Origin of the sequence: Nocardioides sambongensis, assembly GCF_006494815.1 — a bacterium.
GTDB classification, from domain to species: domain Bacteria; phylum Actinomycetota; class Actinomycetes; order Propionibacteriales; family Nocardioidaceae; genus Nocardioides; species Nocardioides sambongensis.
Genome location: NZ_CP041091.1, coordinates 779,702 through 801,388, shown reverse-complemented (window position 1 = coordinate 801,388; position 21,687 = coordinate 779,702). Strand labels below are relative to the sequence as shown.

The 21,687-nt window shown below is 72.5% G+C and carries 21 protein-coding genes and 1 pseudogene; 16 read left to right on the top strand and 6 right to left on the bottom strand.

Annotation, left to right across the window (positions count from 1 at the left end; translation table 11 throughout):
* The first annotated feature begins 267 nt into the window (after positions 1–267).
* Genes FIV43_RS23070 through FIV43_RS03675 form a run of 3 tightly spaced genes read left to right on the top strand, consistent with a single transcriptional unit; the run spans position 268 to position 2,374 of the window.
* The gene (locus FIV43_RS23070) at positions 268–525 is read left to right on the top strand and encodes a nuclear transport factor 2 family protein (protein WP_141013038.1); all 258 of its coding nucleotides are present in this window, start codon (positions 268–270) and stop codon (positions 523–525) included.
* A complete protein-coding gene (locus FIV43_RS23065) occupies positions 471–743 on the top strand; it encodes a nuclear transport factor 2 family protein (RefSeq protein WP_141013037.1) in 273 nt (90 codons plus the stop codon). The genes FIV43_RS23070 and FIV43_RS23065 overlap by 55 nt, the downstream gene beginning before the upstream one ends.
* Positions 740–2,374: an AMP-binding protein gene (locus FIV43_RS03675; protein ID WP_141013036.1), complete on the top strand. Its 1,635-nt coding sequence runs from the start codon at positions 740–742 to the stop codon at positions 2,372–2,374. Before FIV43_RS23065 ends, FIV43_RS03675 begins: the two co-directional genes overlap by 4 nt.
* Positions 2,375–2,463: 89 nt before the next feature.
* On the opposite strand, the gene FIV43_RS03670 is transcribed toward FIV43_RS03675, so the two are convergent.
* Both FIV43_RS03670 and FIV43_RS03665 read right to left on the bottom strand, forming a co-directional pair.
* Positions 2,464–2,727 (bottom strand): ferredoxin, encoded by a 264-nt coding sequence (locus tag FIV43_RS03670; protein WP_141013035.1) that lies wholly within the window; start codon positions 2,725–2,727, stop codon positions 2,464–2,466.
* A complete protein-coding gene (locus tag FIV43_RS03665; protein ID WP_141013034.1) occupies positions 2,727–3,842 on the bottom strand; it encodes a Rieske 2Fe-2S domain-containing protein in 1,116 nt (371 codons plus the stop codon). The genes FIV43_RS03670 and FIV43_RS03665 overlap by 1 nt, the downstream gene beginning before the upstream one ends.
* Before the next feature lie 231 nt (positions 3,843–4,073).
* Here FIV43_RS03665 and FIV43_RS03660 point away from each other — a divergent pair, with 231 nt between their 5' ends.
* Positions 4,074–4,820 carry an SDR family oxidoreductase gene (locus tag FIV43_RS03660; protein WP_141013033.1) on the top strand — a complete coding sequence of 249 codons (747 nt, stop codon included), beginning with the start codon at positions 4,074–4,076 and terminating at the stop codon, positions 4,818–4,820.
* A 103-nt stretch (positions 4,821–4,923) separates the two neighbouring features.
* Here FIV43_RS03660 and FIV43_RS03655 read toward each other — a convergent pair whose 3' ends face one another.
* Positions 4,924–7,338, bottom strand: coding sequence for a PEP-utilizing enzyme (locus FIV43_RS03655; RefSeq protein ID WP_141013032.1), 2,415 nt, complete (start codon positions 7,336–7,338; stop codon positions 4,924–4,926).
* A gap of 225 nt (positions 7,339–7,563) precedes the next feature.
* On the opposite strand from FIV43_RS03655, the gene FIV43_RS03650 reads away from it, so the two are divergent.
* The 8 genes and pseudogenes from FIV43_RS03650 to FIV43_RS03625 all read left to right on the top strand — a co-directional run bounded on the left by FIV43_RS03650 (position 7,564) and on the right by FIV43_RS03625 (position 14,647).
* Positions 7,564–9,132, top strand: a complete 1,569-nt coding sequence (locus FIV43_RS03650; RefSeq protein WP_141013031.1) for an FAD-binding protein — start codon at positions 7,564–7,566, stop codon at positions 9,130–9,132.
* A 32-nt stretch (positions 9,133–9,164) separates the two neighbouring features.
* A complete protein-coding gene (locus tag FIV43_RS03645) occupies positions 9,165–9,641 on the top strand; it encodes a nuclear transport factor 2 family protein (protein ID WP_141013030.1) in 477 nt (158 codons plus the stop codon).
* Positions 9,638–10,132, top strand: a pseudogene (locus FIV43_RS23680) (LLM class flavin-dependent oxidoreductase); the annotation flags it as partial. The gene FIV43_RS03645 and the pseudogene FIV43_RS23680, both read left to right, overlap by 4 nt.
* A gap of 35 nt (positions 10,133–10,167) precedes the next feature.
* Positions 10,168–10,509, top strand: a complete 342-nt coding sequence (locus tag FIV43_RS21925) for an LLM class oxidoreductase (RefSeq protein WP_231123669.1) — start codon at positions 10,168–10,170, stop codon at positions 10,507–10,509.
* A 117-nt stretch (positions 10,510–10,626) separates the two neighbouring features.
* Positions 10,627–11,160, top strand: a complete 534-nt coding sequence (locus tag FIV43_RS21920) for an FAD-dependent oxidoreductase (RefSeq protein WP_231123668.1) — start codon at positions 10,627–10,629, stop codon at positions 11,158–11,160.
* Positions 11,109–12,311: an FAD-binding protein gene (locus FIV43_RS03635; protein ID WP_231123667.1), complete on the top strand. Its 1,203-nt coding sequence runs from the start codon at positions 11,109–11,111 to the stop codon at positions 12,309–12,311. The genes FIV43_RS21920 and FIV43_RS03635 overlap by 52 nt, the downstream gene beginning before the upstream one ends.
* A gap of 23 nt (positions 12,312–12,334) precedes the next feature.
* Entirely contained in the window at positions 12,335–13,078 is a 744-nt protein-coding gene (locus tag FIV43_RS03630; RefSeq protein ID WP_141013029.1) for a glucose 1-dehydrogenase, read from the top strand.
* 123 nt (positions 13,079–13,201) lie between these two features.
* Positions 13,202–14,647 (top strand): pyruvate, phosphate dikinase, encoded by a 1,446-nt coding sequence (locus tag FIV43_RS03625; RefSeq protein ID WP_196780964.1) that lies wholly within the window; start codon positions 13,202–13,204, stop codon positions 14,645–14,647.
* 118 nt (positions 14,648–14,765) lie between these two features.
* On the opposite strand, the gene FIV43_RS03620 is transcribed toward FIV43_RS03625, so the two are convergent.
* Positions 14,766–15,332, bottom strand: a complete 567-nt coding sequence (locus tag FIV43_RS03620) for a hypothetical protein (RefSeq protein WP_141013028.1) — start codon at positions 15,330–15,332, stop codon at positions 14,766–14,768.
* Between the two features lie 195 nt (positions 15,333–15,527).
* On the opposite strand from FIV43_RS03620, the gene FIV43_RS03615 reads away from it, so the two are divergent.
* Positions 15,528–16,343 (top strand): tyrosine-protein phosphatase, encoded by an 816-nt coding sequence (locus FIV43_RS03615; protein ID WP_141013027.1) that lies wholly within the window; start codon positions 15,528–15,530, stop codon positions 16,341–16,343.
* 54 nt (positions 16,344–16,397) lie between these two features.
* On the opposite strand, the gene FIV43_RS20820 is transcribed toward FIV43_RS03615, so the two are convergent.
* Positions 16,398–17,258, bottom strand: coding sequence for an acyl-CoA dehydrogenase family protein (locus tag FIV43_RS20820; protein ID WP_181407672.1), 861 nt, complete (start codon positions 17,256–17,258; stop codon positions 16,398–16,400).
* Between the two features lie 385 nt (positions 17,259–17,643).
* Here FIV43_RS20820 and FIV43_RS20815 point away from each other — a divergent pair, with 385 nt between their 5' ends.
* A complete protein-coding gene (locus FIV43_RS20815) occupies positions 17,644–18,771 on the top strand; it encodes an acyl-CoA dehydrogenase family protein (protein WP_181407671.1) in 1,128 nt (375 codons plus the stop codon).
* A 58-nt stretch (positions 18,772–18,829) separates the two neighbouring features.
* Here the strand turns inward: FIV43_RS20815 and FIV43_RS03600 are convergent, their stop codons facing one another.
* Positions 18,830–19,732: an IclR family transcriptional regulator gene (locus FIV43_RS03600; protein WP_141013024.1), complete on the bottom strand. Its 903-nt coding sequence runs from the start codon at positions 19,730–19,732 to the stop codon at positions 18,830–18,832.
* 245 nt (positions 19,733–19,977) lie between these two features.
* Between FIV43_RS03600 and FIV43_RS03595 the strand changes: the two genes are divergently transcribed.
* Together FIV43_RS03595 and FIV43_RS03590 are read left to right on the top strand one after the other, a co-directional pair.
* On the top strand, positions 19,978–20,940 hold the full coding sequence (locus FIV43_RS03595) for an alpha/beta hydrolase (protein WP_231123666.1): 963 nt from the start codon (positions 19,978–19,980) through the stop codon (positions 20,938–20,940).
* Positions 20,937–21,674, top strand: a complete 738-nt coding sequence (locus FIV43_RS03590; protein WP_141013023.1) for an SDR family NAD(P)-dependent oxidoreductase — start codon at positions 20,937–20,939, stop codon at positions 21,672–21,674. Before FIV43_RS03595 ends, FIV43_RS03590 begins: the two co-directional genes overlap by 4 nt.
* The last annotated feature ends 13 nt before the right edge of the window (positions 21,675–21,687 follow it).

Genomic DNA, 21,687 nt, shown 5'->3' with positions numbered 1-21,687 from the left:
CCCTCCTCCAGCATGTGCCGGGCCGAAGCCAGGCCGATCCCGGAGGTTCCTCCGGTGATGATCACGGTCTTGCCGGCCAGTCTGCTCATGTCTCTCCTCGATGGTGCGCCGCTTGTCTGGGCTCGGTCACTGTGAGACCTGCACCACACCCCGGGCACCGTTGTCCCGCTGAGTGGGCTCGGGCCGGCGAGGCGGACCACGGCCCACCGGTCCCACTCGGCAGGACCATCGGTCCCGCCCGCCCCGCGGCGCGGCACGGTGACCGTCATGCCACCCCCGCAGTCCCTCTCCCCCGAGGACCGGCTCGACATCGCCGGACTCGCCCACGCCTACGCCGCCGGCGTCGACGACCGCTCCCCCGACACGGTCGCCGATCTCTTCACCGCCGACGGCGTGCTGGTCACCGCCCCACACCCCGACCGCGGAGGCCCCCGACGCCCCACGAGGGACGTGACGCCGTGCGCGCGGCGATGTCCCAGGTCTCGCGGCTCCACCTCACCGAGCACGCGATCGTCGGCGCGGTGATCGCGCCGGGTCCGGGTCCGGACCGGGCGACGGGGCGGATCGCCTGCTTGGCCCACCACCTGCGCGCCCCGGTGGAAGGGACCAGCGCGGATGAGATCTGGCACATCGTCTACCGCGACCGCTACGTCCGAGCTGCGCAGGGGTGGCGCATCGAGCACCGCGAGATGGAGCTGCGGTTCCGGACCACCGCCTCGGCCCTGGTCGCCGACGAGTCATGAGCACCACCAGCACGATCCCCGCCACGATCCCTGTCACGATCCCCGCCGCGCTGCGGCGGGCTTCGTCGACCGCCGGCCATGCACTCGCCGTCGCGGACGCCGAGCGACGCCTCACCTGGCGCGAGCTCCACCAGGAGGTGCAGCTGACCGCGCGTGCGCTGGTCGCTCTCGGCCTCGGCCGCGGGGATCGACTCGCGCTCTGGGCACCGAACTCGTGGCAGTGGGTCGTCTGCTCGCTGGCGACGACCTACGTCGGCGCCACCCTGGTGCCCCTGAACAGCCGCTACACCGGGCACGAGGTCGTCGACGTGGTACGACGCACCCGCGCGCGCATCGTGGTGCTGGCCGACGGGTTCCTCGGGCGCGATCAGCTCGGGGAACTGCGCTCGGCCGCCGCGACGGACCTCGAGGACGACGGGTCCGAGGGCGCACGGGCACTGGCCGGTTGCCCTGAGACGGTCGCGGTGGTCACCATCGGGTCCCAGCAGCCCGGTGCTGTCAGCTTCTCCGCCATCGCGGAGGTCGCCGCCCCCGTCGACCCCGAACGCGTCGAGACGATGGCCGACGCGGTCGGCGCCGACGACGTCGCCGACATCCTGTTCACCTCGGGCACCACGGGCCGGAGCAAGGGCGCGTGCTCGGCGCACCGGCAGACGCTCGCCGCCGCGGAGGCATGGGCGACCGAGGGCCGGGTCAGCGGTACGGACCGCTACTTCGTGATCAACCCGATGTTCCACGCCTTCGGCTACAAGGCGGGCCTGCTGACCTGCGTGCTGCGCACCGCCGCGATCGTCACCCGGCCGCTCTTCGACCTCGACGAGGCGACGGGGTTGCTCCGCGACGAGGGCATCAGCGTGATCGCGGCCGCCCCGCCGGTCTTCCAGGACCTGCTGGACTCCCCCGACCGTCCCGCGCACGCACGGCTGCGACTGGCGGTCACCGGGGCGACCCTGGTGCCGACCGTCCTGATCGAGCGGATCCAGCAGGAACTCGACTGCCCGTTGGTGCTGACCGCCTACGGCCTCACCGAGGCCGTCGTCGCGACGATGTGCCGGGCCGGCGACGCGCCCGACGTGATCGCCCGCACCGTGGGCCGCGCGGTCTGCGGATTCGAGGTCCGCATCGCCGGAACCGCCGGAGCCGGAACCACCGGAGCCGGGGGCGCCGCGACGGGGGTCACCGGCGAGGTGCTGCTCCGGGGCCCCAACGTGATGCTCGGCTATCTGGACGATCCAGAGGCCACCGCGGCCGCGATCGACGAGGACGGCTGGTTCCACACCGGCGACGTGGGCAGCCTGGACGACACCGGCTACCTGACCATCACCGACCGGCTCAAGGACGTGGTCATCGTCGGTGGCTTCAACGTCTACCCGGCCGAGATCGAGCAGGTGCTCTCGCGCCTGCCCGGCGTGCGCGAGGTGGCGGCGGTGGGCGCCCCGGACCCCCGGCTGGGCGAGGTCGTCCGGGCTCTCGTCGTACGGCAGCCGGGGTCGGCGCTGGCCGCGGCCGACGTGACGACCTACTGCCGGGAGCGCCTGGCGAACTTCAAGGTGCCGCGCGCGATCGAGTTCGTCGACGCGCTGCCGCGCAACGCCGCCGGCAAGGTCCTGCGCCGCTCACTGCGGAGCTGACCCACCGCGCACCTGCGGCGCAGACGCAAGAGCCGCCCCGGGCCTCGACGGCCCGGGGCGGCTCGTGCGTCTGTCGGTTCGGTACGGGATCAGATACCGGCGTCGACCACCAGGACCAGGCCGCCGACCACCGCGTCCGCGACGGAGTCGCGCATCCGCTCGCACCCCGGGAACTCCCCGCGCGAGCTGCAGCCGGTGCTCCAGTGGGTGCACCGCGCCGAGGCGTCCTCGTCCCACTGGACGCTGGTCTGGTGCAGGCTGCTCTTGCGGATCCGCACGCAGGCGCCGCACGTCGTGCAGGAGACCGGTTGCATCGGGGCGTCCGCCAGCCGGTTGTCCTCGGGGACGGCCATCAGGCGTCCTGGCTCTCCAGAGCGGCGGCCCGGCGCGCGAGGTTCACCTCGATCTCCCGCTGCCAGGCCTCGACCGGCTTGGTGGTGTCCAGCTCGAACTCGAAGCGGTCGGTCATCTCCGGCTCCAGGTCGGCGACGTCGGTGTAGAACTGGTCGTACCACCGCCGCAACTGGTAGACCGGCCCGTCCTCCTCGCACAGCAGCGGGTTGTCGATCCGGGTCTTGTTGCGCCAGATCGCCACATCCTGCTCGAAGCCGATCCGGGTGGTCTGGACCATCTTCTGCGCCAGGACCTCGGGGTCCTCGTCGTCGGCGACCTCCGGCCGCTGCAGGCTGATCCCGTACATCAGCATGAACGAGTTCTCGTCGATCGGGTAGTGGCAGTTGATCAGCACCGTGCGGACGTCGTCGAGCGACTCATAGTGGTAGATCAGGTCGTCGATCATGAACGACGGGCCGTGGTAGGTGGCGATCGAGGTGTTCCCGGTGCGCTTCGGCCCACCGATGGCCTTCTCCGCCGGCCGGAGGTCCTCACGGCTGACGCCGCGCTGGATCTGCGCCGCGGTGTGGCCCTCGAAGGTGTTCTTGAAGTACGTCGGGAAGGCGTGGTGCACGTAGAAGAAGTGCGCCATGTCGACCAGGTTGTCGATGATCTCGCGGCAGTTGGTGTCCACCCGGGTCTCGTACCAGGCCCAGTCGGTCCATCCCTCGGTGTCCGGTCCTCCGTCGATACGGGGGATGGCCTGCTCGGCGATCGGCGGGTTGCCCTCGGGGTCGTTCCAGACGAACAGCATCCCGTCCTGGCACATCGCCGGCCATGCCTGCGTCCGCGCCCGCAGCGGCACGCGCCGGGCATACGGGATCTGCTTGCAGCGACCGTCACCGCCCCACCGCCAGTCGTGGAACGGGCAGGCGATCTCGTCGCCCTTCACCTCGCCCTGGGAGAGGTCGCCGCCCATGTGGCGGCAGTAGGCGTCGAGGATCTTGAGGTCGCCCTTGGAGTCGGAGAAGACCACCAGCTTCTTGCCGAACGCGTTGACCGTGTGCGGCTTGCCGTCCCGGTACTTCTTCTCCAGGCCCAGGCAGTGCCATCCGCGGGCGAACCGTGTGGGCACCCCCCGGACTCGATGGTGCGGACCTCATCGGATGTGGCGGTCATTGGGCTCTTCACCTCTCGGGTCGTGTCGGAGCGTGCCAGCACTCGGACGCTAGGTGGCCCACTCACCGTCGAACACGTCCGTCCCGTTGATCAGGACGAGGCCCGGGAAGCCCTCCCCCGGGCAGTACCCATGAGGTCGGCGCCGACCGATCAGCGCCGTTTCGTACACCACAGGGAGGGACTCAAGATGAACGACCCAGCAGGCAGCGCAGTGTCCGGCACCGTGATCGTGACCGGCGGGGCCCGCGGCATCGGCGCAGCGTGCGTACGTCGCCTGGTCGCCGACGGCGCTTCGGTCGTGATCGGCGATCTCCTGGCCGACGAGGGCCGTGCCCTGGCCGACGAGCTCGGCGAGGCCGCCGCCTTCACCACGCTGGACGTCACCTCCGAGGCTTCCTGGCGGGACGCGGTGGCGTTCGCCGAGACGACGTACGGCGGGCCGGTGACGGGTCTGGTCAACAACGCCGGGGTGGTCCACGTCGACGCGATCGACGAGCTGGACGAGCAGGACTTCCGTCGCGTCATCGACGTCAACCAGGTGGGCGTCTTCCTCGGCATGAAGGCCGTCATCCCCGGGATGAAGGCTGCCGGCACCGGCTCGATCGTCAACATCTCCTCCGTCGGCGGCATCATCGCCTTCTCGAACATCCTCGGCTACGTCGCCTCCAAGTGGGCGGTGCGCGGGATGACCAAGACCGCGGCCCAGGAGCTGGGCCCGCACGGAGTGCGCTGCAACTCGGTGCACCCCGGGGTGATCGCCACCGAGATGACCGCCGACTCGGACCGCTCCCACGGGATGGCGGACAAGGCGTGCATCCCGCGCGAGGGCAAGCCCCAGGAGATCGCGGCGATGGTGCGCTTCCTGCTCTCGGAGGAGTCCTCCTACGCCACCGGCGCGGAGTTCGTCGTCGACGGCGGCTACCTGACCTACTGACCCGCTGGCCGCGACCCGGTCGAGCACGCCAGCACGCAGCAGCGGCCGGTCACCCGAGGGTGGCCGGCCGCTGCTGCGTGGCGGAGACGATGAGCCCGCCGGTTCAGGAGGCGGCGACCGCCTCCGCCGCGCCCCGGTCCTCCGAGGCGTCGGCCAACAGCGTGACCGTGCCGGCAGCGCCGTCGACCCGGACCCACTGCCCGTCCTCGAGCCGCGAGGAGGCGACCTTGGCGTCGACCACGCACGGCACACCGAACTCGCGGGCCACGATCGCGGCGTGCGAGGCGACGCCGCCGATGTCGGTGACCACGGCTGCGGCGTAGCTGAACATCGCGGTGTGCCCGACGTCGGTCACCGAGGCGACCAGGATGTCGTCGGGCTCGATGTCGTCGTCCGGGCCACGCAGCACCTTGACCCGGCCCTCGACGACACCGGGGAAGATCCCGAGGCCCGTCAGCTCACCACCGACCTCGAGGATCTCCTCGTCCGGGGCCGGCGCCCAGGTCCCGACCACGACGTCGGGCATCCGGATGGTGGCGAGCCGGACCCGCTCCTCGCGCCGGCGCGCGACCCGCTCCGCCGCGTCGGCCGGGCACGCGAAGGTCTCCTCGACGGTCAGGAAGAAGACGTCCTCGGGCTCGGCGACGACACCCCGGGCGACCAGGCGCTTGCCCTGCTCGCGCAGGGCGAGGCGGAGCGCGTGGGTGAACCGCACCACGGCGTCCCGGGACCGCTCGCGAGCCAGGGTGGATCCGACGACCGCGTGACCGCTGGGCGTGGTGGGCGGCGTCGGGACGGCCCGCTCCTCGGCCGGACGCTGGGCGGCCCCGGCGGCCGCGGCCAGCAGCAGGGACGGCCGGTCGCTGAACGAGGGGTTCACCAGCTCGCACTCCCCGGGGCCGCGGTGACCCATCACGGCCAGCTGGGCGTCGAGACGTCGCGCGAACTCGGGCGACGCCGCGCACAGCTCGGCCACGGCCCCCTCCTTGGCCAGGACGATCAGGTCGTCGTGACCGCGCAGCACGTCGGCGAGATCCTCCACGGCGAGCATGGTGCGCGCGGAGTCGAGCTGGGTGACGTCGATCGCGACGTGCTCGGCTCCCTCCACGGCGTAGTGCATCGCGGCCGCGGCCCCGGCGAGCATGACGCCGACCGAGGAGACGGACCATGCCTCGGCGAGCCGGTCCTGCCACAGGCGCACGATCGCCTCGAGGTGGGCGTCGTCGAGCGCGGTGAGCCCGTCGGCGTCGAGCACCTCGGTGCGTGCCGCCGTGTGCACCCGCTCGGCCTCGTCGGCGAAGTTCATGCCCTTGGCGCCGAGCTCGGCGAGCACCCGCTGCTCGGCCGCCTCGGCCGCCGCACCCTGCGGCATCGGCGGGCCGCCCTCGGGACGGAACACGACGTCGGCCGGGATGTTCCCGTACACGTCGCGACGCACGCTCTGCTCGTCCCACCCGGGCATGTTCTCCACGACGTTCACGCCGACCGAGGCGTTGAGGTAGACCGCGTGGCCGAGCACGCAGGTCATCTGCGAGACGTGCTCGTCCAGCGCGGCGCCCTCCATCGCGAGCAGTTCGCCCATCACCCGGTTGGTGAAGCGGAGGGCGGTCATCTGCACGCTGATCGTCATCGGCGTCATCGGCCGCGGCAGCGCCTCGGAGGTGTTCGTCGCGGTGAGCACCGACAGGCGGGGGTCGAGCAGGGAGTCGAACTCGCCCTGGTAGTCGGCAGGTCCCGCCACCACGAGCGTGCCGTTGTCGACGGCCGGCAGGTTGTGCGGGATGTGCTCGGTGGGCAGCCCCCACTGGGCCAGGTCGAGGGTCGCGACACCGCCCGCGACCGTGCGTCCGCGCAGGCCTCGTGCCGCATCGGCGAGTGCCTCCGCTGCGGACCAGCCGAAGGCAAGGCCGGTGCCGGGGGTCAGACCCGTCACCGGGGCGGTCGGCTCGACGCCGTCGAACTGCTCCGGGACGCCGAACCCGCTCAGCGCCTGCCGGACAGCCGTGCCGTCGACGGACCCGGGGGCGGCGAGCTCCAGCTCGCCCACCTGGTCGGAGGTCGCGACGGTCGCGAGGTGACGCACCAGGTCATCGTGGTGCAGGACCTGGCCCGCGGTCCCGCCCGCGAGCAGGCCGGCCAGCGTGCCGAGGGTCGCCGAGTCCACCCGGCGGCCGGCCAACGGCGCGGTCCGCACCACCAGCAGCGGGACACCGGCGTCCCGGAGGGGGGTGGCCGCATCATCGTCGGCGCCGACCAGGACCACCCGCGTGCCGCCGTCAGCAGCCGCAGGCGCGAGGTCGGCAGCGCCTTCGTTCCCGAGGTGCACGACGGCGTCGGCGGCGGCGACAGCGGCCGCCACCGTCGCGTCGCCGGTCGTCGCGACGAGCAGCTCGACGTCCGGGTCGATGAATCGGTGGGGCTCGTCGGTCTGGCCGACGACCTGGTGGCCTGCGGCCAGCAGCGTCCTGGCCAGGTCGCGAGCGGTCGCGTCGGAGACGCCGGTGATCAGGACGCGCATGGTCCTCCTCCTCGGGTTGTGCCGTGCACCTGCACAGCGGTGGTCGTCGGACCTTGGCGCCTGTGAGCGCGGTCACGACGGGACGTCCCACTGAGCGGGAGACCGCTCGGTGGGCCCTCGGAGGGCCCCCAGGCTGAGCGACCGGACGGGGCCCTCGCCCGGTCCTCGAACGCCTCCGGCCGACCACGGCCGGGCGCACACAGCGACAAGGACAGGTGGCCGCAGATGACGACCGAGACGCACGACCCCTCGACCGAGCAGACCTACGACGTGATCGTGGTCGGGTCCGGCGGCGGCGCGTTGACGGCGGCATGGACGGCCGCCCGCGCCGGACTCGAGGTGCTCGTCGCGGAGGCCACCGACCTCCTGGGCGGCACCACGGCGTACTCCGGTGGTGGCGTCTGGTTCCCCGGCAACCGGCTGATCCGCGAGCAGGTGGACGCGAACGACGGCGCCGCGGCGCAGGAGTACTTCCGCGCCGTGGTCGGGGACCGCACGGACAGCTCGGTGCAGGACGCGTTCCTCGAGGGTGGGCCGAGGCTGGTCGACGCCCTCCTCGACGACGAGGCGTTCGAGTTCGAGCCGATGTGGTGGCCCGACTACTACGGCGCGATTCCGGGCGCCTCGGTCAAGCGGCAGCTCCGCCCGTTGCCGCTGGCCCGCGAGACCCTCGGCGACCTCGGAGCCCTGCTCCGACCGCCGCTCAAGGTGGAGCGGGGCGGGGTGCCCGCGGCCGACGAGCTCGCCGGCGGGCAGGCACTGATCGGTCGTCTGCTCCTTGCGCTGAGCCGCCTCCCCAACGCCACGCTGCGGACCTCGATGCCCGTCGTCGGGCTGGAGACCGAGGGCGGCGCGGTGGTCGGCGTGCGGGTGCAGTCGACCGGGGACCGGAGCGAGCCGACACTCCTCCGAGTGCGCCGCGGCGTGGTGATCGCCGCCGGCGGGTTCGAGCAGAGCGACTCGCTGCGGACCGAGTACGGCGTGCCCGGGAGCACGGCGGGCTCGATGGGCTGTGCCGGCAACCACGGTCTAGCGCTGCAGGCCGCCGTCGCGCTCGGCGCGGACGTGGACCTGATGGACCAGGCCTGGTGGGCCCCGGGTATCACCCACCCCGACGGCACCACCTCGTTCTCGCTCTGGTTCACCGCCGGAATCTTCGTCGACCACGACGGTCGGCGCTTCGTGAACGAGTCCTGGCCCTACGACCGGCTCGGCCGCGCGGTGATCGATGCCCAGCGCGAGGACCGGGTCGGCACCGGTCCGGCCGGCTACTGGATGGTGTACGACGACCGCGAGGGCGACATGCCTCCGGTGCGGTCCACCACCGTCCCGATCGGCGACCCCGCCGACTACCGACGGGCCGGCCTGTGGCACACCGCCGACACCCTGGACGAGCTGGCCGCCGCGATCGGCGTCCCCGCCGGGGCGCTCACGGAGACCGTCGCGCGGTACAACGACCAGGTCGCCGAGGGCCGGGACACCGACTTCGGCCGCGGTGACGAGCCCTACGACCGGGCGTTCTCCGGCGGGGAGTCGCCCCTGGTCAGCGTCGAGAAGGGGCCGTTCCACGCCGTCGCGTTCGGACTCTCCGACCTCGGCACCAAGGGCGGCCTGCGCACGGACGCCGACGGCGGGGTGCTCGATGCCGCCGGGGCCCGGATCCCGGGTCTCTACGCGGCCGGGAACTCCATGGCGGCCGTGAGCGGTACGACGTACCCCGGTGGCGGCAACCCGATCGCCGCGAGCATGGTCTTCGGCCACCTGGCCGCCCTCGACCTCGCCGCCACGCGCTGACGCCGTCCGACCCCACCCTCGAGAGGATCGACATGCACGACCTGCAGGCCCAGCACCGTTGGGACATCCAGGAGCTCAAGCACACCTACGCCCGGTGTGTGGACACCCGGGACTGGGCGGGCCTGGCCGCCACGCTCGCGCCGGAGATGACCGCGCAGTTCCGGCCGGACTGGATCACCGACGGTGCCGACGCGCTGATCACCGAGATGGAGCAGCGGCTCACCGCCGACCGGATCACCGCCCACTGGATGATCCAGCCGACGCTGGAGATCGACGGCGACACCGCCCGCGGCACCTGGACGATGGCCGACCGCACGATCTGCACCGACATCGGCTACGTGATCGAGGGGCAGTCGCTCTCCCACGACGAGTACCGTCGCGACCCCGAGCGCGGCTGGCTGATCACCTCGATCACCTACCAGCGGGTGTACGAGGCACGGATGAGTCTCGCCGACACCCCGAGCTTCCAGGTCACCACGACCCCGTTCGACCTGCTGGCACCGCGATGAAGTGGTGGATGTCGGCGGCCATGGTGCCCGCCGAGGAGCTCCCCGAGGTGGTCCGGACCGCGGAGGAGGTCGGCTTCGAGGGCGTCACCCTGCCCGACTCCGTCTTCTTCCCCGCCGAGGTGTCCGCGGGATATCCGTACACCTCCGACGGCGAGCGTCACTGGCGGCCCGACACCCCGATGCCGGACCCTCTGGTCACGATCGCCGGACTGGCGGCGATCACCGATCGCCTCCGCTTCATGACCGCGGTGCTGAAGCTCCCGCTGCGCGACCCGCTGCTGCTGGCCAAGCAGGTCGCCACGCTCGCCGTCGCCGCCACCGACCGGGTCGCCCTGGGTGTGGGCCTCGCCTGGATGCCCGAGGAGTTCCGCTTCACCGGCACCGCGATGCGCACCCGGGGCGCGCGGATGGACGAGGCGATCGAGATCGTGCGCGCGGTCTGCGGCGGCGGGCCCCACTGGGTGGAGCACCACGGGCGCCACTACGACTTCGACAAGCTGATGATCTCCCCGGCCCCGTCGAGCCGGTGCCGATCCTGGTCGGCGGCCACAGCGAGGCGGCACTCGCCCGCGCGGCGCGGATCGGCGACGGCTGGATCTCGGCCAACCTCGCGGTGGACGACCTCGAGCGCGACATCGCCCGGCTGGGAGCACTGCGTGCGGACCTCGGCCGGACCGGGCCGTTCACGGTGTGCGCCACTCCGGTCTCCGGTGCCGGCGTCGCCGGCCTGCGCCGACTCGGCGCGGCCGGCGCGACCGACGTCTACCTCTCGCCGACGGGCTTCCTCGCCGCCGAGGGCCGGAGCGTCGGCTCGCGGATCGACGCCGTCCGACGATTCGCCGACGAGATCATCGACCCCCTCCGGTGAGGAACCCCGGGCCCGACCGATGCGCACCACCGCACGTCCCTATGGATGGGACGAACGACCGCTGGCCGCCGACGGTGCGGTGCTGTTGGTCCCACACCCGAACCGAGGAGGAAGTCGATGACGTCAGCCCGCACCGGAAGCACTCCGGCGCCGGACGGACCTGCCTGGGACCACGAGGTCGACCTGCTGGTGGTCGGCAGTGGCGCGGCCGGGATGACCACGGCGCTGACCGGCGCGCTCGAGGGCCTGGACACCCTGCTGGTCGAGAAGGCGCAGGTCTACGGCGGCACCACCGCCCTCTCCGGCGGCGGGGTCTGGGTCCCCAACAACCACGTGCTGACCGCGGCCGGCATCTCCGACCCCGAGGAGCGTGTGCTGGAGTACCTCGAGCACATCACCGGGGGGAGCATCGCTCAGGCTCGTCTCGCGGCGCTGGTCCACGAGGGTCCGGCGATGTTCGAGATGTTCCGCGACCGCACGAGCGACCTCCGCTTCCGCTGGTGCCCGGGCTACCCGACTACCACCCGGAGGCACCGGGCGGCCGTCCCGAGGGTCGCAGTGTCGAGTGCCCGCCCTTCCCCATCGACCGCCTCGGCGACTTGGCGGCCACGCAGCGGGGCAACGTCTTCTCCGTGCCCGGCGGACTGGTGATCACCTCCGCCGACTACGTCAAGCTCAACATGGTGACCCGCACCTGGGCCGGCCGGTGGACGGCGTTCCGCCTCGGGGTGAAGGCGACCTGGAACCGGCTGCGTCGTCGTCGTCTGGTATCGCTCGGGCAGTCCCTGGTCGCCCGGTTGCGCAGCAGCCTGGTCGAGGCCGGTGTCCCGGTCTGGCTGGACACCCCGCTGCTCGACCTGGTCCGTGACGGCGACCAGGTCGTCGGAGCAGTCATCGAGCACGAGGGTCACCCCTACCGGGTCCGCGCGCGACGTGGCGTGGTGATCGCGAGCGGCGGCTTCGAACGCAACGAGGCGATGCGCAAGGAGTACCTCCCCGAGGTCGGCCGTCCCGACGTCTCGGGTGGCGTGGAGAGCAACACCGGCGACGGCATCGTCGCCGGTCAGGCGGTGGGTGCCGCGGTGGACCTGATGGACGACGCGTGGTGGATGCCCGCGGTGCGCAAGCCCGAGGGTCGCGTGCACTCGCTGGTCTCGGAGCGCTCCATCCCGAACTCGCTGATCCTCACCCCCGAGGGTGAGCGGTTCACGAACGAGTCGTCGCCGTACGTGACGTTCGTGCACGAGCAGATCGAGCGGGGCCACCCCTACTTGTGGTTCGTCCAGGACCAGACCGCACGGCGGCGCTACCCGTTCGGCGGCATCGTGCCGGGCACCGACCTGCCGCAGACCTGGTACGACGCCGGCACGGCCCACCGCGCCGACTCGCTCGCCGAGCTGGCCGGCCTGACCGGCATGGACCCCGAGGCGCTGGAGAGCGCCGTGGAGCGGTTCAACGACCTGGCCCGCGCGGGACACGACGACGACCACCAGCGCGGCGACAGCGCCTACGACCGCTACTACGGCGACCCCACGCTGCAGAACCCGGTCCTCGGACCGCTGACCCGCGCGCCGTACTACGCGGTCCGGGTCGCCCCGGGCGACCTCGGCACCAAGGGCGGCCTGACCACCGACGAGCGCGGCCGGGTGCTGGATGCCGCGGGCGAGCCGATCACCGGCCTGTACGCCGCCGGCAACGCCTCGGCCGCGGTGATGGGCAACGACTACGCCGGTGCTGGCGCCACCATCGGACCGGCCATGGTCTTCGGCTACATCGCGGCCCGCGACGCGGCCCGGCGTTGATCAACGAACACGGAGGAAGAGGAATGGGAACGCTGGAGAGCAAGGTGGTTCTTCTCACCGGAGGCGCCCGCGGGATGGGTGCCGCGCACGCGCGTCACTTCGTCGAGGAGGGAGCCCGGGTCGTGATCGGCGACCTGCTCGACCACGAGGGTGAGCTGCTCGCCAAGGAGCTGGGCGAACGGGCGCGCTACGTCCACCACGACGTCACCGACCCGACGAGCTGGGCAGGTTTCGTGTCCACCGCGACCGCGGAGTTCGGTCGGGTCGACGGCCTGGTCAACAACGCCGGCGTGCTGGTGTTCCAGCCGATCGCGGAGATGGACCTGGACGCCTTCCGTCGCGTGCTGGAGATCAACCTCACCGGCACCTGGCTCGGCATCAAGACCGTCGCCCCGCTGATGTCCGAGCAGGGAGGATCGATCGTCAACGTCTCCTCGATCAACGGCATGGTCGGCGCTTCCGGCCTCTCCGCCTACACCGCCAGCAAGTTCGGGGTCCGCGGGCTCACCAAGGCCGCCGCACATGAGCTCGGCTCGCAGGGCATCCGGGTCAACTCCATCCACCCCGGTGGGATCGCGACGCCGATGACCCAACGGCCCGGACAGCCGCCCGAGGGCGAGATCTACGCCAAGGTGCCGATCTCCCGCTGGGGCCAGCCCGAGGAGGTCTCGCCCCTGGCGAGCTACCTGCTCTCGGACCAGTCGACCTACTGCACCGGCAGCGAGTTCACCGTCGACGGCGGGATGCTCAGCGGTGCCGGACTCTGAGGAGCCATCGATGACCGCCAGCACGGACGCCACCCTGACCAGGATCGCCCCCGGTGTGCCGGCCGCCGTGGTCCGTCTCGACGGATCCTGCACGCTGGACCGCAGCGCGCTGGGCGGCAAGGCGTGGAGCGTGAACGCGATGCGCGCACGGGACCTGCCGGTCCCCCGGCCGTCGCCCTCACCACCGGGCACTGCCGCTCCTTCTACGAGGCAGGTGGCCAGATCACCGACGAGGTGTGGGCCCAGGTCCGCCAGGGCGTCGCCTTCCTCGAGCAGGAGACCGGCCGTCGGTTCGGGTCCGTGGAGCGACCGCTCCTCGTCTCGGTGCGCAGCGGCGCCCCGATCAGCATGCCGGGGATGATGGACACCGTTCTCAACCTCGGCCTGAGCGAGACCACCGAGCGTGCCCTCACCGCCGAGACCGGTGACGCCGACTACGTCGCCGACACCCGAGACCGGTTCGTCCACCAGTACCGCGAGACGGTGCTCGGCGCTGCGCCCGAGGACACGACCGCGGTCGTCCCCGACGACGCCTGGGCACAGCTGCGTGCCGCGGTGGCGGCGGTCTTCGGCTCCTGGCAGTCGCCGCGGGCCCAGGTGTACCGACGCTCCCGAGGGATCGGCGACGACCTGGGCACCGCGGTCACCATCCAGGCCATGGTCTTCGGGAACCTCGACGCCGACTCCGGCACCGGGGTGCTGTTCTCCCGCAACCCCAACACCGGCTCGTCCGATCCGTTCGGCGAGTGGCTGCCCGGCGGGCAGGGCGAGGACGTCGTCTCCGGCAAGGTCACGCCGCTGCCGCTCGAGGCGCTCGCGTCCGGTCTCCCCGCGGTCCACACCGAGCTGCTCGACATGGCGCGCCGACTGGAGCGACTCAACGGCGACGTCCAGGACATCGAGTTCACCGTCGAGGCCGGCAGGCTCTGGCTCCTGCAGACACGGTCGGCCAAGCGGTCCCCACTGGCGGCGGTCCGGATCGCCGTCGACATGGTCGACGAGGGCGTGCTGACCCCGTCCGTGGCCAGGTCCCGGGTGGACCTGGCGCAGGTGCGCAGCGTCGCGGAGGCCGGCGCCGGACCCGGCCAGGGTGACCCGATCGCGGTCGGCGTCTCTGCCTGTCCCGGTCTCGCCACCGGCATCGCGGTGACCGACCCCGACGAGGCGGAGGAGCGCGCGGAGGCCGGCGAGGACGTCGTACTGGTCCGCGCGACGACGTCCCCCGACGATCTGCACGGCATGCTCGCCGCGGTCGCCATCGTCACCGAGTACGGCGGCGCGACCTCCCACGCCGCCGTGGTGAGCCGGGAGATCGGTCGGGCCTGCATCGTCGGGTGCGGAGACGGGGTCCTCGACCGGCTGGCCGGTCGGGAGATCACCGTCGACGGCAGCACCGGCCAGGTCTGGCCGGGCCGGGTCGCCCCCGGGGTCGGCGCCCTGGAGCCGAGCCTGGTGCGCCTGACCGAGTGGGTCGAGGCGGAGCTCGATGCAGAGACCGTGGCGTCGCTGCGCGACCTCTCCCCCGCCGAGCGGGCCGTCGCCGCGTTCGAGGCGCTGAACGCCGGCTGAACCGCCCGTCCGCACAGAGCAGCCACGGATCGAGCCACGGATCGAAGACAGAGGGGCCGCAGGTGCTTCCCAGCACCTGCGGCCCCTGTCGTCGTCCCCTCCGGGAACGGGGCGGACGTCAGTGGGCGCGACCCGCAGCGGCCTCCTCGAGTCGGGTACGGCCGCACAGCCGGATCAGGTCCTCGTGCAGCTCGAACCAGACGGTGTGGAAGCTGTCGGTGATCGGGCGCGCCACCCAGGTCTGCTCCCCCGCGGCGATGCGTTCGCACGCGTGGGCGAAGCGGCGCGGGTAGGTGGCCAGGCGCGGAGCGATCGTCCCGAACCGCTCCAGCAGCGGGACGAACCGGTCGTGCAGCGCCACGAGCCGGGTGAGCACCGCGTGGTCATACGTGGCGTCGTCGTGCAGGTTCGGTTCGCCGGACGGCGTCACCTGCCAGTCGGTGATGATCTGCTTGAGGTCCGCGTTGAACCCGCAGAACTCGTCGTACGCCGCGACCATCGCCGCGTCGTCGACGTCGTCGTACTCCGCGTCCAGCAGGGAGCCGACCCGCGCCTTGCCGTCGGGCGAGAGGCGGAAGCCGCGTCCGGCCGCGGCGACCAGCCCGCCCTCGACCAGGGCGAGCACCTCGGCGTGCGCCTGCTCCTCGGACAGCCCGAGTGCCGGCGCGAGGTCCTCGGCCCGCACCCGCCCTTGAGCTCGACCAGCCTCAGCAGCTGCAGCTCCGTTGCCACGCCAGGTTGCGCCATCATCAGTCTCTCCTCCGCTTGCGCCGTCGTTGATCCTCACGAGGGTGACCGCGGATCGGGGCGTGACACGAATCTCTCCCGGTGAACGGGACGAGGGTCTGGGGGGCCTGTCGGCGTGGCGATCGTGGGGGCCATGATCAGGGAGATGGAGCCGACCGGAGCAGCAGAGTCGACGGGCGCCGACGCACGGGACCTCGACGGCGACCGCTGGGTGCGGCTGACCGAGGTGGACAACGTGCGCGACCTCGGCGGCCTCCCGCTGCCCACCGGTGGACACACCCGCTTCGGCGTGGCCTACCGGGCCTCCACCCTGCAGCAGTCGGTCCCCGCGGACGTCGCCGAGCTCGTCCAGCGACGCGGGTTGCGCACCATCCTCGACCTCCGGCTGCCCGACGAGGCAGCCCGCGAAGGTCATGGGCTGTTCGGCGACGCGGGCCTGGAGGTGGTCTCGGCTCCGATCCGCAAGACCACCGACACCGGGCTCGACGTGGTGGTGCCGGACACCCGGACCACCGACTTGGGCGTTCTCTACCAGCAGCTGCTGGCCGGCAGCACCGACTCGATCGTCACCGCCGCACGGGTGGTGGCCGACCCGAGCCGCCAGGGCGTCCTCTTCCACTGCGCGGCCGGCAAGGACCGCACCGGCGTGGTGGCCGCTGTCCTCCTCGACGCGGTCGGCGTCGCGGGCGAGGACATCGTCGCCGACTACGTGCTCACCAGCGAGCGCGCACCTGCCATCCGGGAGCGTCTCGTCTCCATCCCCGCCTACCGCAACCTGCCGCCGGTGGCCAACGGGGTGATGAGCGTGGACGGCGAGGCGATCCGCCAACTGGTCCGAGCACTCCACGAGCAGTACGGCGGTGCCGGGCGGTTCCTGCTCGACAACGGCCTGAGTGCCGCCGAGCTGGCCAGCCTGCGCGCCACCCTGGGCGGCACCGGTACCCACTGACGGTACGGAAGTCCACCGACGCGCGTCACTACCGACCCGGGGCGGTCCGCCGGGTCAGCCGCCCAGGGAGCGGAGCCGGGTCGTCAGAGTACGGGCCTGATCGCCGCCCACCCGCACGTCGCGCCACAGCCGCGCCACCGGATCATCGGCGTCCAGTGCGTGCGTACGCATGCTGGAGAAGACCAGCTCCGCCGCCTGGACCGAGCGGTTGACGGCATAGACCTGGTGCTCCAGTCGATCCTGGGGCAGACCGTCCGGGTCCGTGTCCACGTCGCCTGCCAGCAGCAGCGCGGCCGCGTCCAGCAGTGACGCGGCGCGACCGACCTTGGTGGGCGACAGGTCGCCGGTGCGCACTTCCTCGCCGCCGTGCGACAGCGCCACGCGTGCGGCCACCTGGGCGACGTGGGTGTCCAGGGCGCCGTGCGCGGCTCCGACCAGAGCCATCGCCACGACCGCACCCACCGGCGCCGTGGTCGTCGACGGCAGGCCGTCGACCTCGCACCAGTGTTCCTCGGGCACCGCGACCCCCTCGACGGCGACGTCGAGCGACCCGATCGCGGTCAGGCCGATGGTGTCGATCGCGGGCGCCACCCGGCAGGACTCGATCGGCACCAGGACCACACCGAGCGGTCCGGGCGCTTCGAATCCGCGCCGGCGGGCCGCGAGGATCAGGTGTCCGGCGTACGCCGCCCCGGTGACCGCGGTCCAGCGGCCGTCGAGGCGCAGTCCGTCCTCGGTCTCGGTCAGCCGCCCGCCGGGCTCCAGCGTGAAGGCCACGGGTGGCGCCGCCCCTTCGGGACCGATCAGGTCGGCGCGGACGTCCTTCTCGAACGCGTCGAGGAGCCGGGACGCAGCACCGAGGTGCGCGGTGAGCCAGCCCGTGGAGCCGCAGGCACCGGCGACCAGGTGCACCACCTCGAGGAGCTCCGCCGTCCGCTCCCCCGGTCCTCCGGCGAGGAGGTCGAGAAGATGCCCGTGCTCAGCAGAGCGGCCAGCACCTCGGTCGGCACCGAGCGCTGCGCCTCGGTGCGTGAGGCCTCCTCGCGGATCGAGGGGACCAACTCGGCCACCAGCTCGCGGACCGAACCCACTGCGACTCCCTACTGTCCCGGTGCAGATGCCCCGTGCCGAACGACCATCCCGACCGTCCTACCCTAGTATCCATCTGCACGGTGACACCGGTCACCCGGGCAACGAGAGGCCATGGCCCGGCGACGGTCTCGGGCGGCGATCTCCGGCGGGGCCGATCCATCACGGGTCCGCCGCACCCGCGGGTCCGCAGAGACGAGAGGACGGATTGGTGACCGACCGACTGCTCGACGAGATCCGCGTGATGGTGCCCGAGCTCGCCCGCGACGCCGCCGAGGTCGATGTCCAGGGGGCAGTCGACGAGGCGGTGATCGACCGCTTGGACGACCTCGGTCTCTTCCGTCTGTTCCGCCCCTCCTCCCATGGCGGGAGCGAGAGCGACCCCGTGGAGTTCGCCCGGGCGATCCGCCTGCTCTCCCGTGGCTGCACGGCGACCGGGTGGGTCGCCTCCGCCCTGGCATCGAACGAGTGGCACGTCGCGCTCTTCGACGAGGGCGTGCGCGACGAGATCTGGGGCACCGAGGGCGCGCGCTCCCTGATCGCCTCCTGCTACATCCCCGACGGCACGCTTCGACCGGCCGCGGACGGCTTCGTCCTCTCCGGGCGCTGGCGGGCAGCAGCAGGCGTGCACCACGCCGCCTGGGCCTGCCTGGGCGCGGTGCTGCTGAACGACGCGGGCGAGCCCGCCGACTTCACCCAAGTGCTCGTCCCCGCCCAGGACTTCACCATCGAGCGCAGCTGGGATCCCACCGGTCTGCGCGCCATCGGCGCCGACAGCATCGTGGTGAAGGACCTGGTGGTCCGGGGCCACCGCCTCTTCGGATCGCAGGGACGCGCCGTGCACGGGGCACGCGAGCACCTCACCCAGCGCTCCCCCGTCTACCGGTTGCCGTACTCCACCGTGCACACCCACGCCCTGGCCCTGCCGGCCCTCGGCGCGGCGGAGGGTGCCTACGCCGCCCTCGTCGCCGACCGTCCGGAGGCGGCCTCCCTGCCCGTGGTGGCACGCACCGTGACCGACCTGCACGCGGCATGGCGCCAGATGCAGCGCAACCTGATCGAGCTGATGGACGACGTCCGGGCGAACGTGGTGCCCGACACCGGCCTGGCGATCCGGGCCCGCCGCGACCAGGCGTTGCTGGCCGAACGTTGCAGTCGCGCGATCGGACACCTCCTCGACGCCGCAGGAGCCGAGGCCTGGGGGCGTCACCACCCGCTCCAGCGTGCCTGGCGGGAGGCGCAGGTGGCGCGGTCCAACGCCGTCAACCACGCTGAGGACGTGCTGGGGATCTACGGCCGCTGGGCATTCGGGACGGACATCAACGACCGGTACTGGTGAGCCGGCGCCCGACTCCACGAGGACCGTGCCGGTGGCGCTGGCCGGTGGCGCTGGCCGGTCAGATCCAGCCGTCGGCCGGCAATGTCTGCATGACCCGGCCGAGCACGCCGTCGGTGACGGGACGCGCCACCTCCGTGGTGTTCCTGACGCCGGCGAGCCGCTGACTGATGTGCGCGGCGGCCCGCACCACCAGGGGCCCGAGGCGTTCGATCTTCTCCATCGGGACGAAGCCGCCGATGGAGATCGCACCGACGACGCCGTCGGAGCCGAACACGGCGGCTCCGAGCGCCGAGCAGCCCAGCACGAACTCCTCGTTCTCGAACGCGAGCCCTCGGCGTGAACGGATCCCGGAGCACTCCTGGTGCAGGGTGCCGACGTCGCCGATCGTGCGCGGGGTCCGCTTGCTGATGCCGATCCGGTAGAGGGCCTCCACGTCCTCGGCCGACTGGTGCGCGAGGATCGCCTTCCCCAGAGCGGTGGCGTGAGCAGGGATGCGTCCGCCGACGCGAGTGGGCAGTCCGGTGGTGCTGCGACCGACCACCCGGTCCAGCACGAGCACCTCGGTGCCGAGCAGGACACCGAGATGCACCGCCAGACCGGTGTCGAGGTGCAGCCTGTTGAGCACCGGTGCCGCGACCGCGCGCAGCTCGGGGTGCTCCACTAGGGAGTGACGCGTGGTCGATGCGCCGGCGGAGAGCGAGTAGCCGTCCGCACGGCGTTGGATCCAGCCGGTCGCCAGCAGCTGGTCCAGGATCCGGTGCACCGTCGAGCGGGGAAGACCGGTGCGTACGGCGACCTCGTCGAGGCGGAACCGGGCGCCCGGCTCGTCGAAGACCCGCATGATGACCGCGATCCGGGCCACCATCGAGACCGGCGCGTCGCCGGAGCCTGCCTCGCGGCCGCCTGCCTTGCTGCTGCCAGACTTGCTGCCGCTGCTGGTCCTGCTGGTGCTGCTGGACACGCGGGTCGACCTTCTTCCTGTCGCGGACAACGGCCCCGGACACGGTCGCAACGGGCGCTGTGATGGCGATCATACGGCCCTCCAGCGGCCACTCCAGCGACGGTGGGCCGCCTTCCCCGAACGCTCCCCGGGCCGGGCCGCTCTGGCACGTCCCGATGATCGGGATCACTCCGTTGACCCCCCTGACCCGGACCTACGTTCACGAAAGTGCTCGAGTCCACAGCAGGTGAAGGAGGGTCGCGAGGGTGATCGACGACGAGGTGGAGCAGTTCATCGCCGCGCTCAGCGAGGGCGCCCCGAAGGTGCAGACCATGACGGGCCCCGAGGCGCGGGCGGCCATTGCCGCACGCCGCCAGCCGACCCCCAACCCGGACGACGTGCGCTCGACGGAGGACGTCATCATCCCGGGCGCGGACGGCGACATCCGCGCCCGGATCTACCAGCCGCACGGCGCCGATGACACGCCGGCAGCCCGCCCCCTGGTCGTCTTCCTGCACGGCGGCGGCTTCGTCTTCTGCGACGTCGAGTCCCACGACGCCTTCTGCCGGGCGATGGCCCGCGGGGTCGACGCCGTCGTGGTCTCGGTCGACTACCGGCTGGCGCCCGAGCACCCGGCGCCGGCTGCCGCCGAGGACGCCTACGCGGCGCTCGTCTGGGCCGCGGAGCACGCGAGCGGGCTCGGCGCGGACCCGGCCCGGACCGTGGTCGCCGGCGACAGCGCGGGGGGCAACCTCGCCGCCGTGGTCGCACTGATGACCCGGGACCGCCAGGGGCCCGAGCTCGCCGCGCAGGCACTGCTCTACCCGGTCATCGACCCGGCGTGCGACACCCCGAGCTTCACCACCTACGCCGACGGCCCCTACAACACGCGGGCCGCGATGGAGTGGTACTGGCAGCAGTACCTGGGCACGCCGGACCGCATCCCGACCGAACCCGTCGACCTCGTCGCCCCTGCACGGGCCGCCGACCACACCGGACTCGCCCCCGCCGTGATCGCGGTGGCCGGAGCGGACCCGCTGCGCTCGGAGGCCGAGCAGTACGCCGACCGGCTGGCCGCCGCGGGGGTCCCGGTGATCCGCCGCACCTATCCCGGTCTCTTCCACGGCTTCATGACGATGCTCGCCCTGCGCGCCGGCGAGTCGGCCCGCCAACTGCTCTGGCAGGACCTGCGGGTGCTGCTCGACGGCGTGCGGCCGGAGTCGGCATGAAGGCGGCCGACCTGGACCTGGCCGGCCGCGGCGCGCTGGTCACCGGCGCCGCGCGGGGCCTCGGCGCCGCCATCGCGCGGTGCCTGGCGAGCTACGGTGCGCACGTCGTCGTGGCCGACGTCGATCTCGCGGCCGCCACCGCCACGGCCGCCGACATCTCCGCCGGCGAGGACGGCTCCGCAACCGCGGTCGCCCTCGACGTACGGGATGCGGCAGCGTGGGAGGCCGCCGTCGAGACGCTCGTGGAGCGCCACGGCAGCTTCGACCTCCTGGTCAACAACGCGGGCGTCTACCGCAACGCACCGTTGGCCACCTGGACCGAGGAGGACCTCGACCTGGTCCTCGACGTCAACCTGCGCGGCACGCTGCTCGGCGTTCGTGCGGCCGCCCGGACGATGGCCGACGGCGGCGCGATCGTGAACATCGCCTCCACCGCCGGGCTCGCCGGCCTGGCCGGCGCCACGCCGTACTCGGCGACCAAGTTCGGGGTGCGCGGCATCACCCGCTCCGCGGCTCGCGAGCTCGGCGCGCGCGGGATCCGCGTGAATGCGGTGTGCCCCGGCCCGATCGAGACCCAGATGATGGCCAGCGACCGCGTGAACTGGTCACAGATCCCGCTGGCGCGCGCCGCCCGACCCGACGAGGTGGCCGCCACGGTCGCCTTCCTGTGCAGCGACGCCGCCGGCTTCACGACCGGCGCCGAGCACAGCGTCGACGGCGGCCTGACCGCGTGACCGCCTACGCACC

Coding starts and splice junctions, on each gene's coding strand:
- FIV43_RS03670 (WP_141013035.1), bottom strand. CDS start 2,727: ATGGCCGTCCCCGAGGACAACCGGCTGGCGGACGCCCCGATGCAACCG.
- FIV43_RS03630 (WP_141013029.1), top strand. CDS start 12,335: ATGGGAACGCTGGAGAGCAAGGTGGTTCTTCTCACCGGAGGCGCCCGC.
- FIV43_RS03655 (WP_141013032.1), bottom strand. CDS start 7,338: ATGCGCGTCCTGATCACCGGCGTCTCCGACGCGACCGCTCGCGACCTG.
- FIV43_RS03590 (WP_141013023.1), top strand. CDS start 20,937: ATGAAGGCGGCCGACCTGGACCTGGCCGGCCGCGGCGCGCTGGTCACC.
- FIV43_RS21920 (WP_231123668.1), top strand. CDS start 10,627: ATGACGTCAGCCCGCACCGGAAGCACTCCGGCGCCGGACGGACCTGCC.
- FIV43_RS03650 (WP_141013031.1), top strand. CDS start 7,564: ATGACGACCGAGACGCACGACCCCTCGACCGAGCAGACCTACGACGTG.
- FIV43_RS03645 (WP_141013030.1), top strand. CDS start 9,165: ATGCACGACCTGCAGGCCCAGCACCGTTGGGACATCCAGGAGCTCAAG.
- FIV43_RS03675 (WP_141013036.1), top strand. CDS start 740: ATGAGCACCACCAGCACGATCCCCGCCACGATCCCTGTCACGATCCCC.
- FIV43_RS23065 (WP_141013037.1), top strand. CDS start 471: ATGTCCCAGGTCTCGCGGCTCCACCTCACCGAGCACGCGATCGTCGGC.
- FIV43_RS23070 (WP_141013038.1), top strand. CDS start 268: ATGCCACCCCCGCAGTCCCTCTCCCCCGAGGACCGGCTCGACATCGCC.
- FIV43_RS03615 (WP_141013027.1), top strand. CDS start 15,528: ATGATCAGGGAGATGGAGCCGACCGGAGCAGCAGAGTCGACGGGCGCC.
- FIV43_RS03660 (WP_141013033.1), top strand. CDS start 4,074: ATGAACGACCCAGCAGGCAGCGCAGTGTCCGGCACCGTGATCGTGACC.